This window comes from Rhizobium laguerreae, assembly GCF_002008165.1.
Taxonomy (GTDB): Bacteria; Pseudomonadota; Alphaproteobacteria; order Rhizobiales; family Rhizobiaceae; genus Rhizobium; species Rhizobium laguerreae.
In genome coordinates, this window is record NZ_MRDM01000010.1 from 676707 (window position 1) to 697425 (window position 20719).

19 protein-coding genes are annotated in these 20719 nt (G+C 60.1%); 7 read left to right on the forward strand and 12 right to left on the reverse strand.

The genetic code is table 11. From position 1 onward, the window contains the following. Nucleotides 1-68: 68 nt before the first annotated feature. Genes BS630_RS11860 through BS630_RS11870 form a run of 3 tightly spaced genes read right to left on the reverse strand, consistent with a single transcriptional unit; the run spans nucleotide 69 to nucleotide 3295 of the window. Entirely contained in the window at nucleotides 69-1175 is a 1107-nt protein-coding gene (locus BS630_RS11860; RefSeq protein ID WP_077977561.1) for an acyltransferase family protein, read from the reverse strand. Continuing rightward, on the reverse strand, nucleotides 1162-2517 hold the full coding sequence (locus tag BS630_RS11865; RefSeq protein ID WP_025393123.1) for an O-antigen ligase family protein: 1356 nt from the start codon (nucleotides 2515-2517) through the stop codon (nucleotides 1162-1164). The genes BS630_RS11860 and BS630_RS11865 overlap by 14 nt, the downstream gene beginning before the upstream one ends. Nucleotides 2518-2560: 43 nt before the next feature. Continuing rightward, nucleotides 2561-3295, reverse strand: a complete 735-nt coding sequence (locus BS630_RS11870; protein WP_077977564.1) for a GDSL-type esterase/lipase family protein — start codon at nucleotides 3293-3295, stop codon at nucleotides 2561-2563. A 205-nt stretch (nucleotides 3296-3500) separates the two neighbouring features. Between BS630_RS11870 and ku (BS630_RS11875) the strand changes: the two genes are divergently transcribed. Beyond that, nucleotides 3501-4307: a non-homologous end joining protein Ku gene (gene ku / locus BS630_RS11875; RefSeq protein ID WP_077977565.1), complete on the forward strand. Its 807-nt coding sequence runs from the start codon at nucleotides 3501-3503 to the stop codon at nucleotides 4305-4307. Nucleotides 4308-4485: 178 nt separating this feature from the next. Here ku (BS630_RS11875) and ku (BS630_RS11880) read toward each other — a convergent pair whose 3' ends face one another. The 3 genes from ku (BS630_RS11880) to BS630_RS11890 are packed head-to-tail and all read right to left on the reverse strand — an operon-like array spanning nucleotide 4486 to nucleotide 5896. Continuing rightward, nucleotides 4486-5340 carry a non-homologous end joining protein Ku gene (ku, locus tag BS630_RS11880; protein ID WP_077977566.1) on the reverse strand — a complete coding sequence of 285 codons (855 nt, stop codon included), beginning with the start codon at nucleotides 5338-5340 and terminating at the stop codon, nucleotides 4486-4488. A gap of 18 nt (nucleotides 5341-5358) precedes the next feature. Continuing rightward, the gene (locus BS630_RS11885) at nucleotides 5359-5589 is read right to left on the reverse strand and encodes a DUF2188 domain-containing protein (protein WP_077977567.1); all 231 of its coding nucleotides are present in this window, start codon (nucleotides 5587-5589) and stop codon (nucleotides 5359-5361) included. Between the two features lie 46 nt (nucleotides 5590-5635). Further along, on the reverse strand, nucleotides 5636-5896 hold the full coding sequence (locus tag BS630_RS11890; protein ID WP_077977568.1) for a hypothetical protein: 261 nt from the start codon (nucleotides 5894-5896) through the stop codon (nucleotides 5636-5638). 143 nt (nucleotides 5897-6039) lie between these two features. On the opposite strand from BS630_RS11890, the gene BS630_RS11895 reads away from it, so the two are divergent. From BS630_RS11895 to BS630_RS11905, 3 genes are all read left to right on the forward strand, one after another. Next, a complete protein-coding gene (locus tag BS630_RS11895; RefSeq protein ID WP_077977570.1) occupies nucleotides 6040-6468 on the forward strand; it encodes an OsmC family protein in 429 nt (142 codons plus the stop codon). Nucleotides 6469-6555: 87 nt separating this feature from the next. Further along, nucleotides 6556-8007, forward strand: coding sequence for an FAD/NAD(P)-binding protein (locus tag BS630_RS11900; RefSeq protein ID WP_183594476.1), 1452 nt, complete (start codon nucleotides 6556-6558; stop codon nucleotides 8005-8007). 213 nt (nucleotides 8008-8220) lie between these two features. Further along, nucleotides 8221-9126 (forward strand): DMT family transporter, encoded by a 906-nt coding sequence (locus BS630_RS11905; RefSeq protein WP_077977572.1) that lies wholly within the window; start codon nucleotides 8221-8223, stop codon nucleotides 9124-9126. On the opposite strand, the gene BS630_RS11910 is transcribed toward BS630_RS11905, so the two are convergent. The 4 genes from BS630_RS11910 to BS630_RS11925 are packed head-to-tail and all read right to left on the reverse strand — an operon-like array spanning nucleotide 9092 to nucleotide 14949. After that, nucleotides 9092-10774 carry a VOC family protein gene (locus tag BS630_RS11910; RefSeq protein WP_245310404.1) on the reverse strand — a complete coding sequence of 561 codons (1683 nt, stop codon included), beginning with the start codon at nucleotides 10772-10774 and terminating at the stop codon, nucleotides 9092-9094. The two genes, BS630_RS11905 and BS630_RS11910, sit on opposite strands and share 35 nt — an antisense overlap. Before the next feature lie 21 nt (nucleotides 10775-10795). Continuing rightward, nucleotides 10796-12391 (reverse strand): response regulator, encoded by a 1596-nt coding sequence (locus BS630_RS11915; RefSeq protein ID WP_077977573.1) that lies wholly within the window; start codon nucleotides 12389-12391, stop codon nucleotides 10796-10798. Nucleotides 12392-12395: 4 nt separating this feature from the next. Continuing rightward, entirely contained in the window at nucleotides 12396-12821 is a 426-nt protein-coding gene (locus tag BS630_RS11920) for a response regulator (protein WP_017958959.1), read from the reverse strand. Next, nucleotides 12808-14949, reverse strand: coding sequence for a sensor histidine kinase (locus BS630_RS11925; RefSeq protein WP_077977575.1), 2142 nt, complete (start codon nucleotides 14947-14949; stop codon nucleotides 12808-12810). The genes BS630_RS11920 and BS630_RS11925 overlap by 14 nt, the downstream gene beginning before the upstream one ends. A gap of 194 nt (nucleotides 14950-15143) precedes the next feature. Between BS630_RS11925 and BS630_RS11930 the strand changes: the two genes are divergently transcribed. The 3 genes from BS630_RS11930 to BS630_RS11940 all read left to right on the forward strand — a co-directional run bounded on the left by BS630_RS11930 (nucleotide 15144) and on the right by BS630_RS11940 (nucleotide 17173). Next, nucleotides 15144-15521 (forward strand): response regulator, encoded by a 378-nt coding sequence (locus BS630_RS11930; RefSeq protein ID WP_025393133.1) that lies wholly within the window; start codon nucleotides 15144-15146, stop codon nucleotides 15519-15521. Nucleotides 15522-16001: 480 nt separating this feature from the next. Next, on the forward strand, nucleotides 16002-16706 hold the full coding sequence (locus BS630_RS11935) for a response regulator transcription factor (protein WP_025393134.1): 705 nt from the start codon (nucleotides 16002-16004) through the stop codon (nucleotides 16704-16706). A 29-nt stretch (nucleotides 16707-16735) separates the two neighbouring features. Next, complete coding sequence (locus BS630_RS11940) at nucleotides 16736-17173, forward strand: response regulator (RefSeq protein WP_025393135.1); 438 nt, start codon at nucleotides 16736-16738, stop codon at nucleotides 17171-17173. Nucleotides 17174-17279: 106 nt separating this feature from the next. On the opposite strand, the gene BS630_RS11945 is transcribed toward BS630_RS11940, so the two are convergent. Both BS630_RS11945 and secD read right to left on the reverse strand, forming a co-directional pair. Further along, nucleotides 17280-17996, reverse strand: a complete 717-nt coding sequence (locus BS630_RS11945) for a sensor histidine kinase (protein ID WP_077977576.1) — start codon at nucleotides 17994-17996, stop codon at nucleotides 17280-17282. 158 nt (nucleotides 17997-18154) lie between these two features. Next, the gene (secD, locus tag BS630_RS11950; RefSeq protein WP_077977577.1) at nucleotides 18155-20704 is read right to left on the reverse strand and encodes a protein translocase subunit SecD; all 2550 of its coding nucleotides are present in this window, start codon (nucleotides 20702-20704) and stop codon (nucleotides 18155-18157) included. Nucleotides 20705-20719: the final 15 nt, after the last annotated feature.

The window sequence follows — 20719 nt, forward strand, 5'->3', positions numbered from 1 at the left end:
GGAGCGCCGTGCGTCCTTTGGGACGCACAAAAGGCGCTCTAACTCTTTCAATCCTAGCATCGCTAAGATCAGGATCGGCGCCAACGAAGCCCCATGGCCTTTCCTGCGCTGAGCGCTTTGCGAACCGGTTCATCGTAGAGGCGGGTGACGACAATGGCCAATACGACGATCAGCGGAAGAACGATGGCAAAGATCGCCCAGGCCGGCGGTTGTCCGAGGCCAGCGGCTTTCCAGGCTCCCAACAGCAATCCCAGCAGCGGAACATGAATTGCATACAGCGCGTAGGACGCCTCTCCCGCAATGAGAAGGGGCTGCCGTAGCACGCCATCGAAGTTGGCTGTGTAAAGGGCAAGCACGGCGAGGGGAAATAAAGCAGTGATGACAATCAGGTCCTTTATGCCAACCAGGGCGGCTGGCGCCTGGAAGACGAGAAGAGCAGTCGCGACGACGATTGTTGTCACTGCGGCTGCTTTTCCGATGCCTGAAGGGGAAAGCCGCTGACGGTAGCGGTACATCAAGATGCCGAGGCTGAAAGAAAAGAGAACGCGGGGAAATCCGGAGAGCAAGGCACCGTCGAGCGGGATCAGGTCGGCGCTTCCATGGGCTAGCGTTTGCGCCGCCAGCCAAACCCATGACGCAAGCAGGATAACAGCGAGCACACCGTTGGACAGCAATCTCGCCGTATAGCCGTAGGCGAGGTTGATCACGATCTCTAGGAATAGAGACCATGACGGACCGTTGAAGGGGAACAGATTCGGCGCCTTCAGCGATGTCCCACCGATCGCCGGCAGGAAGAACATCGAGGCAATCAACGAGGTGGCAAACAGCGTCGGGTCCATTTGCTGATTTCTGCTGAGCGACATGCCTGCATAGGCGAGTACGCCGAGCAGCAAACCGAGCAGATAGAGGGGATACAGGCGGATGAGACGCTTGATGGCGAAATCATTGGCAGAGAGCGAAGACTCTTGAATGAGTTTCCTCTCATAGGCGTGGCCGATCACGAAGCCGCTGAGACAAAAAAACAGGTCGACGGCGAGATAGGCAGCAGGTGCTGCATCAAATCCGACAAAACCTTCGGTGTGATGCACGGCCACACAAATAGCCGCCAAGCCACGAATCCCATCGAGGCCAACCAGTCTACGATTATTTGAAGTCATCTTTTTAGCCTGATGCATGTTGCGCGCCTGCCTGGTTCGGCTTGCGGAAGCGGGACAGGAACTCCGGGCCAAGGCTCGAAAGTGCGATCACGGTATGGGGCCATAAGATGAAGGGGGCGAGCATCATTCCGGCTTCGGTAAATGCGCCGATCAGGATCAGGAGGATAATGACAACCTCCTTTCTCTTGGTGATGGCGAGCGCTCGATTGAGAGGCGACGAGGTCATCTTCGCCACGAGCCGCACCACGACGAACGACGTCCAGATTATGGTCGCGGGTATGCCCATGTTCAGCGCAAGTTCGATATAGGTGTTGTGGGTGGATTGAGCGTCCCACGTAAGGCGAACATATTGCTCCATGATATCTGGCTGTCGGAACAAGGCAAATCCCCAGCCTGTAAGCGGCCGCTCGTAGATCAGCGGCAGCAGCTGTTCCCAGACATTCGTACGTCCGCTGAGCGTAAGGTCTTTCCCGAATGACTCGGCAATCGCCTGTGCCACACCCATCAACGCGACGGAGACGACGAAGCCCAGCAGAGCGAATGCAAGAAGAACGACGAAGGATCTGAATATGCGGCCTGGAAAGCGCTGAATCCAGCTCATTCCGTAGTATACAGCTATTCCAATTGAAAGCAGGATGATCGCCGTTGATGATTTCGCCAGCACGATGAGCACGAGGTAGAGCAGCATTGCCGCCCATCGCAGGAGATCATAATAGCGCAGACGCCACATCGGCAGGGCTGGAAGCAGCAAGATGAAGTTTATTGCCGAAAACTGGCCGAGCATGTTTTTGTGGTAGAACGCCCCTTTCACCATCCCGGCATAGCTGCCTCTCATCACCGCAAACCGGGGAAAGGCTGCCGTGTAAAGAATATTGATGAAAGCCGTCGCGATGGCAAATTTCGCCAGGCTTTCAAATGTGTCAACGGCTCCATAACGGGCTCTGTAAAGAAGGGGTCCAGCTGTCAGCAATGCGACGGCCACGAGAGCTCGGATCGAGGCTGTAACGCTGACGGAAAAAGCGATCGAGAGAAAGACGCATAAGCAGACTATGCCGAGCAGCGGCGAGGCGCTGCGGAGCAATTCAACGACTCGCCTGGGCTCCAGCAAACAGTAGAGGCCAATGAGTGGAACGAGCGACATCAGCAACAGTCGCATTGGCATGGGATCTTTGCCGACACCCTCCTGGAAGTCGGCGGGCAGCCCGTACCACATGCCGGTCGCTCTCCAGAGGGAAATATAAAATATTGCCGAGAGGAGGATCCGGACGAGGGTTTCACGCCGAATACGATATTGCGCGCGAGCTCTGGGTCTATGTCTTTGCAGGCCAATCGGTTGGTAGCTGTCAAATGAGGTGCTCATGACATTCCGCCTTACGTTTTGGTAACCACCTGAGCGGCAAAAATCAAAGCTGTAGACCCGCTGCGGCGAGGAAGCTCGTGATCAGCTTGTATGCCCCTTCATTGAAATGAAGATGGTCAGGCTTGTAGTTGGAACAATCCTTATCGCTTGGCTTACCGCACCGCAACATATCATCGTTCATTTGAACGAAGGTGACACCCGGCATTTCAGCCAATGACGATGCGACAAGTTGGTTGGCCGGAATTCTGACATCCTCGTAGAAGGCATAGCGCTTGCCCCGAGGCGGTATGGATAACGCGTAAATATGGGCGCCCGGCCAAAGAGCGCGAACCTTGCTGACAACAGCCACGACACCAGCTGCCACTGCGCATGGCGCGGTTTTCGCACCCAGGTTGTTCGTGCCGATAAGTACGACGACGTCCGCGGGATGGAAATCCGGAAGGTCTAAACCCTCGAGACGGTACAATGCATTTTGCGTGGTGTCGCCGGCGACCGCGAGGTTCATCACCGGGCGGGTGGGAAAGCTGTCCTTGATCCAGGGCTGCCAGAGTTCGACGAGCGAATCGCCGACAAGAGCCAGATTGTATCGGGCCGATCTGGCGCGATAGCTGGGAAGAGCGCGATTAAGTCGCTTGCTTGCCTGCTTTTGCTGGGCCGAGGCATTCGTAGCTTTTGTCGGGTCAGGGCATTCCTGTGCGAAGGACGGGCCAGCATTGCCGACGATGAGAAAGAAATTGCATGCGAGGACGATGAGGAGGTTGGCGAAAAGTCGCAACATTCAGATTACCGATATCCTGACGTCTTGGGGCTTTCATTATTGAAGAGGAAAATGGCGGTGGCAAGGAAAGAGTGGCTCTGGTCTCTCCGCCCGCAATGCTCGGTCCCACGGCAACCGATACATGAATGGAATGCACCTGCCGGAACCAAAGGCCGAACCCGCCGTTGATTGCCATGCCCAACCGTGTCCGGGAGACAGGACAGACATGGCACGTCAGACATTCTGGAAAGGTTATCTCAAGCTATCGCTCGTCACCGCCGCCGTCTCGCTGACGCCGGCGACGACCGAAAGCAACAAGGTCCGTTTCCACGTCCTCAATCGCCAGACCAAGAACCGCGTCGAAAGCCACTATGTCGACAGCATCACCCACAAGCCGGTGCCCGAGCGGGACCAGGTGAAGGGCTATCCGCGCGGCGAGGACGACTATGTGCTTCTCGAGGACGAGGAGATCGAGCAGGTCGGGCTCGAAAGCACCCGCACCATCGAGATCGACAGTTTCGTGCCGCGCGGCTCGATCGATTGGATCTGGTACGACAAACCGCATTTTCTGGCGCCCGAGGACAAGGTGGGGGTGGAAGCCTTCTGCGTCATCCGCGAGGCGATGAAGGCAAATGACGTCGTCGGCATCGCCCGCCTTGTTCTCTATCGCCGCGAGCGTGCGGTGCTGCTGGAACCGCTGGGCAAAGGTATCGTTCTCTGGACCCTGCGCTATGGAGACGAGGTGCGTGATCCCGTGGCCGAACTCGACAGCAAGGCCGAGATCGACAGCAAGCTGCTGACGCTGATGACGCAACTGGTGAAGGAAGAGACGAAGAATTGGAGCCCGGCCATGGTGCAGGATCCGATCCAGAAACGCCTGAAGTCGATGATCCGCGGCAAGCAGAAGAGCCTGAAGAAGGCGGCGCCCGTGCAAAAACCTGCACCGGTGAAATCGACCGGCAACGTCATCAATATCATGGATGCGCTGAAAAAGAGCCTGGCGGCCGAAGGCGGCCAGAAGCCGCGCCAATGAAAAAGTGGCCAGCGATTTTGGGAAACGACATAAATAAATCAAAGACTTAAAGCGCATCGCGGGAATCCACGTTGACGCGCGTCAGGTCCAGCCGGCTTCGCCGGCGCGATAAACCGATGCATTCGCGCGAGGTCGGGTGCGCCTGAGATTGCCCATCGCCCGCCGGGGCGAGGCCATCTCAGCTTGCCTTCTTGCTGCGGCTGTCGCTGCGCGCCGGTGCCTTCTTCTTCGCCGGTGCCTTCTTTGCTGGAGCCTTGCCGCTCATCTTGGCGCTCTGGCGCAGCGCTTCCATCAGGTCGACTACCTTGCGTTCCTGGGCGGGTTTCTTCTCCGGTGGCGCCCGGCCCTCGATCTTTGCCTTCACCAGCTCGACCAGGGCAGCCTCGTAGCGATCTTCGTATTCGCTCGGTTCGAAGCTGCCTTGCTTGGTGCCGATGATATGGCCTGCAAGCGCGATCATTTCCTTGTCGAACTTGATGTCGGGAATGTCCTTGAAAACCGTATCGGCCGAGCGCACCTCGTAGTCGAAATTCAGCATCGTCGCGACGATATAGTCGTCATGCGGACGGATCAGCAGCGTCCGGTTGCGCCGGAAAAGCACGGCTTCGGCCAGAGCCGCGACCTTGCCGTCGCGCATGGCGCGGGCGATCAGCGACAGCGCCTCCTCGTCATGTTCGTGGATGGGCGCGAGATAATAAGGACGGTCGAAATAGAGCTTGTCGATATCGTCATAGGCAATGAAAGCCTTGACATCGAGCACCTTATCGCTTTCCGGGATGATTTCGGCAATCTCGTCACCTTCAATGACGATGTAGTCGCCATTCTCCATCTGGTAACCCTTGACCTGGTCGCTCCGCTCGACCGGTTTGCCGGTCTCGCTGTCGACGAATTGTCGTTCCACCCGGTGGCCGGTCCTGCGGTTGATGATGTTGAAGGAGACGCGTTCGGAGGAGGAAACGGCGGTGTAGAGCCCAACGGCGCAGGCAAGGTCGCCCACCTTCAGATGGCCCTTCCAGCTTGCCCGAGCGGCCATTCCATCCTCCGCAGCAAATCAGAGCCGGCTGCCGCTCTTGTCGGTTTCGAGTTCTTGGAATTCCCAGCCGCCATCAGGCGCGGGATAGGCGAGGAGCGCATCGCCATCGCCGATCTTCTGGCGCGATGCGGCGTCCTTGGCATGGACAATTGCCTCGTCCGCTGTCGCATAAGTCTCCGAAAGTGTGTCGCCGAGCTTATAGGCCCAGCCATTGTCATGCGGCACGACCTGATAGGTGATATCGGCCATTTCGGATCTCCTCTTCTCACTCAAATAGGGTGCATGATGTCGTCGGCTAGTTCCGATTTGCTTTGCGCCGTTCGTCGAGCGCAATGATCTTCTCCAGCGACGCGATATCCTCGCTGGTGACGACGGGAACCGGATCGGCAGCGATGGCTTCCAGCACCTCCTGTGAGACGGCGCCGTTGCGGATCGCCCATTCCAGCGTTTCGCGGGTTTCCCGCTCGGCCTTCAGCTGCGCATAGAGCGCAACGATCAGCCGATCGCGAGCATCCATCCGCCGGCCTTGGATACCCGTGCTGCGGATGTCACGCATCGCAATCCACCTTTGTCACTGATTTCGTTCAGGTGTATTCAACTGATGACGGATGGAAAGGTTCCGAAACCCATGGGCGGCGTTTGCCATTGCCGCGCCGGGTGAAATCACCATCTGCAAGAGGTTCGCAAGAGGATTTCAACATGGCCGATCTCAAGGCTCGTCCCCGCCCGACTGGTGCCACCGCCGTTCTCGGCCGTACCGGTTTTCCGCACGTCACCTCCGCCACCAAGGGCGAGATCGATATCGTCACCGCGCCGTCGCAGCCGGGTTTCAATCCGCTCGATCTGCTCTATTCCTCGCTCTCGGCCTGTCTGGTGCTCAGCGCCCGCATCGCCGCCAGCCAGATGGGCGTTCTCGACAAGATCAGCGAGATCACTGCAGAGGTCACCGGCGAGAAGGCGACGGAAGGCCTTTCGCGCGTTGCCAAGTTCAACGTCGTTTTTTCGATCGAGGGCGATATCGACGAAGAAACCCGACAGAAAATCGCCCATGCCGCCGAAGACGAGATCTGCACGGTCAGCAACACCATCCGCGGCAATCCCGAGTTCTCGACGACGATATCGGGGTGAGGCTAAATCTACATAATAATTATAGACAATCGAGAGCGGAGGATTGCGTGAGTACTGCCCCGCTTCTATGCTCGGGCATCGAAAGCAATGATCCCGGCCACCATGCAGCCCAAGCCTCTCCCGACGTCTGAACAGCCCGTCGTTGCCATCATCGGCGGCGGTGTCTCCGGCGCTGGCGTCGCCTATCATCTCGCCAGAGCCGACTGCGGCGAGCGCCCTGCCATCGTGGTCTTCGAGCCGCGCGCCGAGCTTGGCCGCGGCCTTGCCTATGACACGGCCGATCCGGCCCACCGCATCAATGTTCCAGCCGCCAAGATGAGCCTGCAGCCCGACGATCCGGGCGAATTTCTGGCCTGGTTCGAAGCCCGCGACGCCGTCGCCGGCGACCCTGAGGCCAGGCAGCCCGATGGCTCGCTCTTCCCCCGGCGCCGGCTGTTCGGCGATTATGTCGCCTCGCTGCTGAAGCCGCTGCTGGAAAACGGTACCGTGCGTCATTGCCGCGCTGCAGTGACGGCTGTCGAACGCCGTGCCGGCCGCTGGTCGATCCGCGACGATGGAGGCGGCGTGACGGAGGCCGATATCGTCGCGATCGCCACCAGCCATCCGCCGCCGGCAGCCCCCGGCCGGCTTGCGAGCCGGCTTGCCGCCCATCCCCGTTTCGTCGCGGACACCACCAAGCCGGGCGCGCTCGAGGTGATCCGCCCGCATGACCGGGTGCTGGTCATCGGCAACGGCCTGACGGCCGCCGATGTCATTGCCTCGCTTGCTGAGCGCGGGCATGATGGTCCGGTGACCACGATCTCGCGCCGCGGTCTGCGGTCTCGCGGCCATCCGTCGGTACCGCAGGAGCTCTTCGGCGATTTCGTCTCCAGTGCAGCCCATTCCGCGGTGTCGCTGCTAAGAGGGATCCGCGCCGCCATAGGTGCGGCGAAGGAAGAGGGCATAAGCTGGCATGGGGTGATCGATCAGGTGCGGGCGCAGGGATACGATCTCTGGCAGGCGCTACCGGTTGCCGAACGACGCCGTCTCGTTCGCCATCTGCGTCCCTATTGGGATGTGCATCGTTTCCGGATCGCCCCGCAGGTCGAGGCCGTGCTCGACGCAGCTGTTGCTGCGGGCCGTCTCGATATACTGGCCGGCTCCGTCGCCGATGCGCGCATCGAGGGCGAGCTCATTCTTTGCACTCTGCAGCCGCGTCATCAGCGCCAGCCGTTAGAGCGAAGTTATGACGCCGCCGTTGTCACCACCGGGCCGGCGCATGGCGGCATTCTCGAAACCCAGCCCTGGCTCGCCGCACTCGCGGCAAGCGGTCACCTGTCACTCGACCCGACCGGCCTCGGCCTTGCCTGCACCGAACGTTCGGAGGCGATCGGCCCGTCAGGAATAGCAGATCCCTCGCTGCTGATCTCCGGTCCACTGGCGCGCGGCACCTTTGGTGAGCTGATGGGACTGCCGCAGGTGACCGAGCATGCGTTCTTCATCGCCGGCGAGATCGCCGAAAAGCTGCGGACCAGCGCGACGAATAGGCATCCTGCCTGATTTCCACCGATATGTCGCTCTTCGGCTGTTCCCGGTGATCGACTTCTGATAGTCCCTTGGCCATCACTGCATAATTCCTTAAATCGAAATCGATTTAAGGATAAAATTATGCAGCAATTTAGAGTGTTACAGCGTCCTTTGCGCGTCTGAAAAGACGCGCGGCGCTGTAATACCCGCCGGCCCGGCATTTGGGCGACCAGAAATATCGAGATCATGTCGCAGGCTGCCTCCACCCTTTCCGAAGCCTCGCCTTCCAATCGTTTCGCCCTTGCGGCGCTCCTTCTCGGCGGGGCGGCAATCGGCGGCTCGCCGATCTTCGTCAGGCTGTCCGAAGTCGGTCCGATGGCGACGGCCTTCTGGCGCGTGGCGCTAGCGCTGATCCCGATCGTCATCGTCTCGCTGCTGAAGAAGGAAAGAGGGCCGAAGCCGCAAAGCCTTTCCGACTATGTCATGCTCATCCTGCCAGGCGTGATGCTGGCGCTCGACCTCGCCGCCTGGCACCTTTCGCTCACCATGACGTCGGTCGCCAATGCGACGCTGCTTGCCAACCTCGCGCCTGTTTTCGTAACGCTGATCGCCTTCGTCTTTTTCAGCGCGAGGATCAGCCGCATCTTCCTGCTCGGGCTTGTCCTGGCGCTGTCAGGCGTCGTCATTCTGAAGGGCGGACCGGCAGCCATCGGCAATGGCGACCTTCGCGGCGACGGCATCGCGATGATCGCCGCCTTCTTCTATGCCTGCTACATTCTTGCGATCGGCAGGCTGCGCAGCCGCTTCGATACGATCCGCATCATGCTGTGGAGCACGGCCTGCGCTGCCGTCTGCATCTTTCCGATCGGCCTGATCTATGAGGGCGATATGCTGCCCGTGACCATCTATGGCTGGTCGATCGTCTTCGGCCTCGCCTTTATCAGCCATGCCGGCGGACAGGTGGCGATCACCTATGCGCTCGCCTATCTGCCGCCGGCCTTTTCATCGCTGACGCTGCTGCTGCAGCCGGTCGTTGCGGCAATCCTTGCCTGGGCGCTGCTCAATGAGGCGATCGGGACGATGCAGGCGCTAGGCGCCGCGGTGGTGCTCGCCGGCATCATGGTTGCCCGGACGTCTCGCGCGCCGGCTTAACCGCTTGCTGCTCCAGCGGCTGTGGATCATCACCCATCCTCTGCAGCAGCCACTTCTGGATGATCGGTACATCGGCATCGCCGAGGTCATGACCACCGGGGATGACGTCGGAATCGACGGTGGCACCCGAACTTTTCAGCCTCTCTTCCAAGTCGCTCGCATATTTGCCGTAGGCATCCGTCTTGCCGCTGATGACGAGCAGGTCGGTGCCCTTGAGATCGGCATGCGGATAGTCGCTGAGAACCGGCATGGAGCGTAGCAGTACCGCCTTGTGAACAAGGTTCGGGTGCAGGTAGAGCAGAGAGTTCAAGAGGTTGGCGCCGTTGGAATAGCCGACATAGACCACCTTCTTGGGATCGAGGCCGTAGGATTTGACAGCGCCTTCGATGAAGGCCGCGAAGGCTTCGGCCTCAGTCTTGATGTCGTTCTGATCGAAGGAGAAGGGTGTAATGCGCTTGTACCAGCGCGGAAAACCCTCTTCCGTCGCGCGCCCTCGCACGCCCATCAGGGTTGCTCGAGGCGCCGCCTTGTTCAGGAGCGGCATTAGCGTCGTCTCATTGCCGCCCGAGCCGTGGAGGAGCACGAAGACACTGCCGTCGGGATTCGGCGGCGTATAGAAGCGATGGACGAACGGCAGTTCGCGGTAGTTGATGCGGGGCTGGCCGGGCATCGAAAACTGCGGCAGAATCACCTTCAGGTCGTCGATATTGGTGATTGTTTCCGGCGGCGCGAAGAGCTTGGTGCCGAGGGATGCATGCTCTTCGTCTACAGTCATGCCGGGCTTGTCGGTTGCAAGCTCCACCAACGTGCCGCCAGGCTCGCGGGCATAGAGCGAGCGGAAATATTTGCGGTCATGCATGTTGGTCGGCGATGCCTCGGTCGTCTCCAGAGCCTTGGATACCGAACGTAGCGCGTCTTCATCAGGGGTCCGGAAGGCGACGTGATCGACCGTGCCGGTGCCTGGCGCACCGGACCAGAAGCCGCGTGCATCGCGCACGTCGATAACGTCGCCCGATTCCGAAACCAGCCTGTCGATCGTGCCGCGGTTGGTCTGGAAGCGGTAGCCGAAATGGCTCTCGAGGAAGCCGCGGCTTTCGGCGGGCTTCTCCGTCAGCATGGTCGCGCCGCGCACGCGCTGAACGGCATGCTCGACCGGGATCGAGGCGCCGTCCCAGGCGGACGGCGATGTCAGGTTCTTTGCGCCCGCGAGCTTGAGGATGATGTTGTCAGGATCCTTCAGCCGCAGGACAGGCTCGCCGAATTCGTCGGCCGGTCCCTCTGACCTCAGACCGAAGCTCATGGCGCGCGTCAGCCAATAGCCGATGCTGGTGGGATCGATCGACAGCGATATTTCGCTGATCTGGCCGTAACCGGCCCGGCCGGGCGCGCCGTCTTCCCAAGCGAGGAAAGTGAGGAGGGATCCCGGCGTTCCCGCCGCATCGCCGTAGAAGAGATGAAGTTGCGTCGCGTCCTCGTAACCGGCCGTCTGCTTGACGAGCCGCATGCCGAGAAAGCCGGCGTAGAAGTCCACGTTCGCCTGCACCTTTCGGGTGATGGCCGTAACGTGATGTATGCCTGATACCATCGAGAGCAGTCCTGATTGAAGCGGCGTCGTCAGGAGCGCGAGTATGAGAGCTGCGAAGGTCATACCGTTGCCAATGACCATCGCTTAATTTTGTTCCGCACAAAGCGCAAGCGAATCGCCGCGCTGCAATAACTCCAAATGTTCGACATCTTCGAGCGCCTCTTCCAATTGCTGCAGGGTCGGCGGCTTGACCATATAGGCGCGTGCGCCGAGATTTTTGGCCCGGCGCATGTCGGTCTCGTCGCTCGATGTGCTGAGGATGCAGACGGGAATTCGCTTGAGGCGGGCATCGACGGAAAGCGCATGCAGCACCTCGAAGCCGTCCATGATCGGCATGTTGATGTCGAGAAGCATCAGGTCGATCTGCGGCACATTTGCGATGCCGGCGCGTTCTTCGAGCAGCCGCATAGCCTCGCGTCCGTTGGTGGCGACATGCAGGTTGAAATTCACCTTGTCCCGCCGCATCAGCTTGATCTTCAGAAGCTGGATGTCGGCCGGGCTGTCTTCGACCAGCAGCACTTCGGCGAGCCTGCCCGGACCTTCGGCTGGCTGCTCCGCCGGCCTGGCGCTGTGCGGGACGGGCGATGCGGCCGGCGGCGTGGGCCGCGCCTCGGCGAGCGGCACTTCCAGAATGAAGGTGGCGCCGGGTCCATTTTCCGCCTCGCACCAGATCGAGCCGCCATGCATCTGCGCGATGCGGCGGCAGATGGCAAGGCCGAGCCCGGTGCCTTCGATGCCGCGCCCGACGAGACGCTTGAACGGCTGGAAGATCAGCTCGCGATGTTCAGGATCGATGCCGGGCCCGTTGTCACGCACGGTGAGGCGGCAGGTATCGCCCTGCGCTTCGCCTGTGATGCTGATCTCCGGAACCTTCTGCTCGCAATAGCGAATGGCATTCGACACCAGGTTCTGCAGGAGCTGGGTCAGCAGCGTCGCGTCGCCCATGACCTCCGGCAGCGCCCCGCGGATGATGACGGCGCCGCGGCTTTCGGTCTGCTGGCGCAGATTGTCCTCCACCTGGCCGAGCACATCAGAGAGCGAGACCGGCTTGAGCTCCAGCCCGCCGGAGGCCTCGAGCTTGGTGAAGCCCGAGACCTTGACGATCAGATCTTCCATATGGTCGGCGGCGCTGAGCACGTAATCGAGCAATTCCCGGTCTTCGGCCGGAAGCGCTGCAGAACCGTGCAGGATGCGGCTGAAGGATTTGATCGTCCGGAGCGGCTCCTTCAAATCATGAGCCATGGCGCGGGTGAAGATCTCAAGCGATTGCCGCTTCTGCTCCAGCTTCGCTTCCAGCATGCCGTGCATGATGGCGTTCTGAATGCAGCGATGCAGTGTCTCGGGCGAAAGCGCATCCTTCGTCAGATAGTCGCGTGCCCCGCTCTTCATCACCTCGACGGCCACAGTTTCGTTGCCCTGGCCGGTCAGCATGATGACGTTGGCGGCGGGATCATCCTCCAGGATATCGGCAAGAACGCCGAGCCCGTCGCGCCCTGGCAGCGAATAGTCGAGCAGGATGCAGTCCGGCCGTTTCCGGCCGTTCAGTGCACGACCCTCTTCGCCCGTCTCCGCCTCCACGACGGTATAGGCAGTGCTGGAAACGCGGCCCAATATGCGGCGATAGACCTCGAGATCGTCGATGTTGTCGTCGATGATGAGAATGGAGCAGTGTTCCGCCAATCTGTCAGTCCTCGAGTGGCAGGATCGCGATTTCGAACCAGTATTCCTTCAGCCGCTGGATCGCGGCGAAGAGCCCGTCGAGATCCACCGGCTTCTGCACATAGGTATTGGCGCCGAGCGCATAGCAGCCTTCGATGTCACGTTCGTCGTCGGAGGTCGTGAGGATCACCACCGGGATCTTGCGCAAGCCGGCGTTCGACTTGATCGCCTCCAGCGTCTTGCGGCCGTCAAGGCCCGGCATGTTGAGGTCGAGCAGGATCAGCCCCGGTTTCGGCACCATCTCGGCGAGCATGTCGAGCGCTTCCTGACCGGAGGCTGCCCAGCGGATCGAGTTGCGCAGGTTGGTGCGCTTGAAGGCGCGCATTGTCGCTTCGAAATCGTCTTCGCTGTCCTCGACGATCAGGATCGGTTGCGTATCACGCTGCTGCATTCTGCCCCTCGCGCTTTTTTCCCAGAGTGAAGTAGAATGTCGTGCCGGTACCGACCTCGGATTCCAGCCAGATATCGCCATTGTGCCGCGCGATGATCTTGCGAACGAAGGTGAGGCCTGCTCCGGTCCCGTCGTCGGAATCCTGCGACTTTTCCAGCCGTTTGAAAATGCGGAAAATATCCTCGTGGAATTCCTGCGGAATGCCCTTGCCGTTATCCTTAACGAAAAACACGTTGCGGGCAACCGTGCCGTCCTTGCCGACGAACCGGTCAAGATAACCGATCGAGACGAGTGGCGCCGGTTTGTCGTTGTATTTGATCGCATTGGTGATGAGATTGCGGAAGACTTCGGTCAACCGCGGCGCGTCGCAAACCACCTCCGGCAGCCGGCCGTCGATGATGACCTTGGCATGCCGCTCCTCCAGCAGCAGCTCCATCGTCGCGACGACATCCTTGACAATCAGGCCAATGTCGGTGCGTTTGACCGCCAGCTGCTGGCGCCCGAGCCGGGAGAAATAAAGAAGCTCGTTGACGAGCTTCTCCATGCGCTGGCTGAGACGCACGAGCCGGTTCAGCCGGCGCACGCCGTCCGCATCGAGCTTGTCTTCATAATCCTCCAACAGGAAGCGGGAGTGGTTGTGGAGGCCGCGCAGCGGTTCCTTGAGATCATGCGAGGCGATATAGGCGAATTCATCGAGGTCGTGGTTGCTGCGCTCGAGCTCGGCCGTATAGGCTTCGAGCTGGGAAAGCGTCGTTTTCATCCGTTCTTCCTGCCGGACGCGCTCGCTAATGTCGCGCACGATACCGACGAAGGTCTTGGTATGGCCGGTGACGACGGCGCTGATGGAAACATCGATCGGAAAGACGATGCCGTTCTTGCGTCGTCCGGAGACCATGCGCGTCGTGCCGATGATGCGCTCCTCGCCGGTCTGCCGGTAACGGGCGAGATAGCCGTCGTGCTCGGAATGGTAGGGTTCGGGCATCAGCATCTTGATGTTTTTGCCGATCGTCTCCTGCGGGGAGTAGCCGAACATGGCTTCAGCCGCCGGATTGAAATTCCTGATCGTTCCACGCTCGTCGATGACGATGACGGCATCAGGCGTGCCGCGCACCAACGCGCCGAAGCGGACCCGCTCGCTTTCGAGGTTATAATTGTTGCGCATGAAATAGAAGACGAGGAGCGCGATCAGCCAAAGCGTGGCAGCCGTAATAGTGCGGTTGGCGATCTCCTGCCAGAATGTTGCCTCGTCGTGCCTGACGGCGAAGAAGCCGAGCATCAACAGCACGGTGCAGGCAAAGGCAAAAAAAAGCGGCGCATTTCTGTTGCCGAACCAGAGTGCCGTCAGCACCAGCGGCACATAGAGAATGCCGTTGGCGACACCCAGCGGCGTATACAGATCGACGAGAAGGCCGGTGAAGCAGACCGCAGCCGGGATCCACAGCGGGATCTGCGCCCGGTTTGCCGGCTGCATCCACCAGGAGCGGGCGAGAAGCCCAGAGCCGAAGATCACCATGCCGACCGCCGTATGCAGCGCCATCGCCGCATAGGGCCCCCAGCGGTAGCCCTGTTCGGCATCGGTGACATAGCCGGCCAGTGCGATCATGCCGAGCGTGATAACGACATAGCTCGTCAATTCCTGCACCACCTGGCTTCTCGACCTCTCCACCTGGAGCGAGAGCAGCAGCGAAAGATTGGCGATCAGGAAGATCAGCGCCGTGTTCGGCCCCATGCCACCGCCGATCTCAGTGATGAAATCCGGCGAAACCAGGAAGCGCGAGATCAACAGGTCGACATTGTGATAAGTCCGCCCGATCATGACGATTTCCACGAGCCGGGCCGCGGCGATCGCCGCCGCAAGCCCTGCCGTGATCGCCGCCGTTGCTCGAAAACGGCGGGCGGCGAGTGTCGAAGCGGCAAGCCCTACACCGGAAAGCACGAAGCAGAGCGCGGTATTGAAGGCCATCGACGGAAAGCCGGGAACCAGCGAAATGACAATCTCGACCTGCAGCAGCCAGCCGGTAAGCGCCGTCACGCCGAGAAGGAACATCAGGCAGCCGACGGCAATCGCAAAGGCTCGGTAGTGCCGTCTTGGCTGGTCCTGCAGGTCCACGTTGCCCTGATCCTGCACCCGTGTGTCCTCCTTCGGTTTGCGCGGCCATCTTTTCCGAAATCGAGCAATACTCAATAGGCAAAGGCAGGGCGGTGCCGCGCTTTTTGCGAAATGATCCGCGATGAGGTATATCGAGTTTTAGTGGAACCGCGGTATCGTGATGTCGAAGGACAGCGAGGTTCATTCGAACAATATCCAAATCACGGTGCTAGATGACCACCCTATTTTATGTCGACGACAGCAAGGATGACCTCTTCTATGTCGACTATATGAGCAAAAAGCAGCAGATAGACGTCGATCTATTCTGTTTCTCGACCGCCGAAATGGCGCTGGAGGCACTGGAGACGCGCGCGGCGGAAGGCAAGACCTCACCTGATCTTCTGGTCGCCGATCTCTACATGCCGCTCGATAGCGGCATCGGCCTGATCACTCGGTTGCGCCTGGATGATCGTTTCAAGGCGATGCGGCTTGCTATCTGCAGCGGATCGGATGCTGCCGAGGACCGGGCGCGCTCACTCGATGCGGGCGCCGATGTCTATCTGGAAAAGCCACTTGACCTTGCCACGGTCATTCTCAATCTTGAGATGTAGAAAACGGCGAAAGCCGCATGACCTATTCCTCCTCATTCGTCCCAACCATATGACAAACCGCAATTGACAAGGGCGAGGACGCATCACAAGATGCAACCGAAGCGAAGAATATGGAACGCAAAATAAGCGCTGAGAGAACCGATCAACCCGCGTTCGCCGCCACGAACATCAGCCAACCCCTTAGCTGAATGGGTCTATCGGCTCTCTCGCGCTTACGTCTGGCACTGCCTTCTCGCATTCATGGATGTTGAATGCAGGAAGAATACGATACCCAGGTAAGAACTACTGCCCCTCAGTAAAATCTGCCCGTGCATCACCTGTCGTTTGAGATGATTGATGATTTCCGCCTTACATATCGAAAGTCCCCGTTTTCGATATCTCTCATCAATCGTCTCGCAATTTTTGTAGCTCTTCGCGTTTAAGACGTATATCCCAAGATTTCGGGACTAGAGGCTTGGCGGGAGGAGAGGAAGAGTGGGAATGAACAATGCCCAGGCAATTCCCTTTCATGCCGGACCGGAGCTGAGCCGGGCGATCAACCGCACCGATTTTTTCCGTCTGCTGAAATCGGCGGCGCAGCATTACAACTTCGACAATTTCGCGCTTGCTCGCATTTCCGAGGCTTCGGCTCCTTTCGGCGAACGCGATATCGTCATCACCAATGTTGCCGAGCGGCGTGTCGGCCTTTTCATCACGACGTTGAAGGAAGCGCTGGGCACCGTCCGGGCGAAGACCGCCCAGTTCCTGGCAACGCCGGTCCATGGCCGGAACGTACAGCCGGCAGATTATCCGTCCGATCTTGTTTTCAACGAGTTCCTGAGCGGCGTCTTTCTCTTCATCCCGCTGTTCACGCCGGAAGGGCGGCGATATTGCCTCGTCCTCAGCGGCGAGCGCCAGGAGCCGGATCAGAGTGAGATCGCCGACATGCTTCTCGACGCCATGCGTATTTTCGACAAGCTCTATGAGGAAATCCTGACGCCGGAAATGTCCGGACGGCTGACCCAGCGCGAATCGGAAATTGTCAAATGGACGAGCGAAGGCAAGACGTCGGCGGAAATCGCGATCATTCTCGGTCTTTCCGAACATACGGTCAATTCGCACATCACCGCGGCCGCGCGCAAACTTGACGCTGTGAACCGCGTTCATATGGTGGCGATCGCCTTGAGGAATGGTTTGGTTTCGTGAAGATGGTTTCGGATTGGGGAAATGAGACGATGATCACCGAAACGAGCCGAAGGAATGCCGTAAAGGTCCTCTTTGTCGACGACGAATTCATCGAATTCCGCGCGCTCAAGAAGAAGATCGCCGATCTCTCCGAGCCGGCTGTCGAGGTTGAATATTCGCAATCGATCGGTGACGCGCTGGAAAAGATCCGCTCGGCGCGCTTCGATCTCATCCTGCTCGACAATCGCCTTTTGCCCAATGCCGATTTCCGCGACACGGTGCCGGAGCTGCGCGGCATCGGTTACACCGGTCCGATCGGCGTCGTCTCGACCGATATATCGGGCGGCTATTTCCAGGAATTCCCGGATTACGGCGTCGATTTCCGCATCGGCAAGGACGAAATCGATGCCCAGGCACTGCAGCACATCATCCGCGAATATGTGACCTATGACGTCCCCGATTTCTGGAAGGACGATTACAGTATCTAAAGCGCGTCGCGATCTTTCGGATTCGCTTGTCGCGCTTTAGTCGTCTCTGTACTTCGCAATTCCGGACGCAAAACCGCTGCACACTTTTGCTGGAATTGCTCTAATCTCAGGCAATCGGAAGGCGGATAATGAAGCGGCTGCCGCTTTCATCCGAATGTTCGAGGCTGATATCGCCGCCGAGCGCCGTCAGAAACTCCCGCGCCGTGGTCAACCCGAGACCGGCGCCCTGGACCGTTCCCGGCTTCGGCAATTTCCAGAAAGGCTCGAATATCCGCTCCCGATAGGCGGGATCGATGCCCGCCCCATTGTCGGAAATCCGGATGAACCAGTCCGTTCCCTCGCGCTCTGCGGCAATGGCCACATGCGGCGCCGCTTCGCTGCGATAAATGAGGGCATTGGTCAGCAAGTGCCGCAGCACCAGACCGAAGAGGGCAGGGTCGGTCCGGATGGAGGGCAGGCCGTTGCTTTCGAGCGTCGCCTCGCCGACCGCCGCCTCGTCGGTCAGTTCGCCCCAGACATTTTCGGCGAGCGCCTGCAGATCGACCTCTTCAGGCGTCACCTGGGGTATGCCGCCGGCAAGGCTCATCAATGCCTTGGTGAGACGCTGCGCCGTCTGCGCCTTTTCCATGATCATCCGCAGGCTCTGAAGCTGTTCGCCGTCGAGCGTCTCCTCGAGATCGTCGAGCAGTAGCTCGGCATACATGGCGATATGGCGGAGCGGCGATTGCAGGTCGTGCGAAGCGGTCGCGAGAAAACGCTTGATGCGCTCCTCGCTGTCTCCAGCAACGGTGGTTTCCTGCGGTCTTGTCGGGTCGGATGACATCTGGCGGCTTCCCCGATCTCAATGACAGCGCCGCGCGTCTTTTGAGACGCGCGAAAGATGCTGTAACACCTTGAATTGGCACATAATGCAGTACCCGACAATAGAAAGAGGGCGCCGGCTCTGCAACCGGCGCCCTATCAGGATGCGTTAAAGGGATTTTAGCTCGCGGATTTGCGCGGGCGACCCTGTTCCGGCGGAATGATCTCGACTGCCTCATCGGTTGCCGGTGCGGCCTTGGCATGGCGGCGGCGCCAGTCGCCGAGGAAGAGCAGGATGGGTGCTGCGATGAAGATCGACGAGGCGCCGGCCACCAGAATGCCGAAGACCATCGGGATCGCGAAGCTCGAGACAGCACTACCGCCCCAGATCGCCATCGGCACCAGCGCGAGGAAGGCCGTCGCATTGGTGTAAAGGCTTCGCGCCAAGGTCTCGTTGATCGACTTGTCGATGATCTCGCGCAGCGGCATCGACTTGTAGAGCCGCATGTTTTCGCGCATGCGGTCATAGACGACGACTTTGTCGTTCACCGAATAACCGACAAGCGTCAGGATGGCGGCGATCGCTGTCAGGTTGAAGTCGAGGCCGGTGATCGCGAAGAAGCCGATCGCCTTGGTGACGTCGAGCACAAGCGTGACGATGGCGCCGACGGCAAATGGCCATTCGAACCGCGCCCAGATGTAGAGGAGCATCGCAAAGCTTGCGATCACCACCGACAGGATGCCGGCCCAGGCAAGCTCGCCGCTGACCTTCGGACCGATGACGTCGGTGCCTTCGACGGTGGCGCCCGGGTCGATCTTGGTGACTTCGGCCTTCAGCTTGGTCACCGCCGCCGTCTGCGCCTCTTCGCCGCCTTCCTGCCGTTGGGCACGAACGAGAATGCTGCTTTTGTCGCCGAAGGACTGCAGCGTGATTTCGCCGAGGCCGAGACTATCAAGACCTTCGCGGAACTTCGCTAGATCGGCCGCACCCTGGGTCTTGACGGCCATCTGGATGCCGCCGCGGAAATCGACGCCGTAGTTGAGACCGGGATAAATGAAGAGCACGACGGAGGCGATCGAAAGCAGCGCCGAGACGGTGACGCCGAAGAAGCGGGCCTTCATGAACTCGATATGCTTGTCATAGGGGCTGAACGGGATCAACGGCCGGATGTTCAGCACCTTGAGCTTGCGGCGGCGGGTGATCTCGATCATCGCTACACGCACGAAGGCAACCGATGTGAACATCGAGATGATCAGCCCGAGCGCCATGGTCACGGCAAAGCCGCGAACCGGTCCGGAGCCGAAAAAGAACAGGATGGCCGCAGCGATCAGGGCCGTCATGTTGCCGTCGATAATGGTCGAATAGGCACGGCGGAAGCCGGTGTCGATGGCGGCGAAGGCGCTCTTGCCCTTGCGCGTTTCTTCGCGGATGCGCTCGTTGATGAGAACGTTGGCGTCGACCGCAAGGCCGATACCGAGAACGACACCGGCAATGCCCGGCAGCGTCAGCGTCGCACCAACCAGCGTTAGCGCCGATAAGGTCAGGATCGTGTGGATCAACAGCGCGATATTCGCCAGAAAGCCCCAGGAGCCATAGAGAACGAAGATGAAGGCTGCGACGAGGGCAAAACCGACGATGCCGGAATAGATGCCCATCTTGATGGCGTCGGCGCCAAGATCGGCTCCGACGGTGCGCTCTTCGATAACAGTCAGCTTGGCGGGCAGGGCGCCGGCGCGCAGCATGGCGGCCAGCGTTGTGGCGCTGTCAGCCGAGAAGCTGCCGGAGATCTGGCCGGAGCCGCCGGTGATCGGCTCGCGGATGACGGGCGCGCTCAGCACCTTGTTGTCGAGGACGATGGCGAAGGGATTGCCGACGTTCTGGCGGGTTATCTCGGCAAAGCGGGTGGCGCCGGCGCTGTCGAAGCGGAAGCTGACGATCGGCTCACGCGTATTCGGATCGAAGCTGACGCGGGCATCCGAAAGGCGGTCGCCGGAGATTTCGACGCGGTCGAGAACCGGATAGGACCTGCCCTCATCATCGTTCAGCATGGTCACACCGGGTCCGGGCGCATTGTTCGGCGACAGCATGTGGAACGACATCTTGGCGGTGGAGCCGAGAAGTTCGCGCAGGCGCGACGGATCCTGCGCGCCCGGAAGCTGGACGAGCACGCGGTTGGCGCCGATGCGCTGAATGGTCGGCTCGGAAACGCCGACCTGGTCGACACGCTGGCGGATGACTTCAAGGCTCTGCTGGACGGCGTTGTCGACATTGGCGGAGATGCCGGCCCGCGAGAAGCCGACGGTAATGGTCGCTCCGTTCGCCGTGACATCAAGATCCGCCTGGCCGGCGCTGAGGCCGGTGCTGATCGGGTTGGCAAGCGTCTTGAGTTCGGTGACGGCAGCATCGCTCTGCGCGGCATCGGCGAGCGTCACGACGATCTGGTTCTGGCTGCGGACCACGGCTTTCGGCTGGATGCCCTTCTCGCGCAGCACGCGGCGCGCGTCCTGAAGCAGCGATTGCAGCCGCTCCTTGGTGAGGTCGGCTTCGTCGACTTCCAGAACGAGGTGCGAACCGCCGCGAAGGTCGAGGCCGAGCGACACTTGCTCATGCGGCAGCCAGGCCGGCACGCGCTGGAGGACGGATTGCGGCAGGACGTTCGGCAGGGCGATCAATAGGCCGAGTAGGATGATCACCGTATAGGTGAGCACCAGCCATGGTGAAGTACGCATGTTGTATTCCTTGAT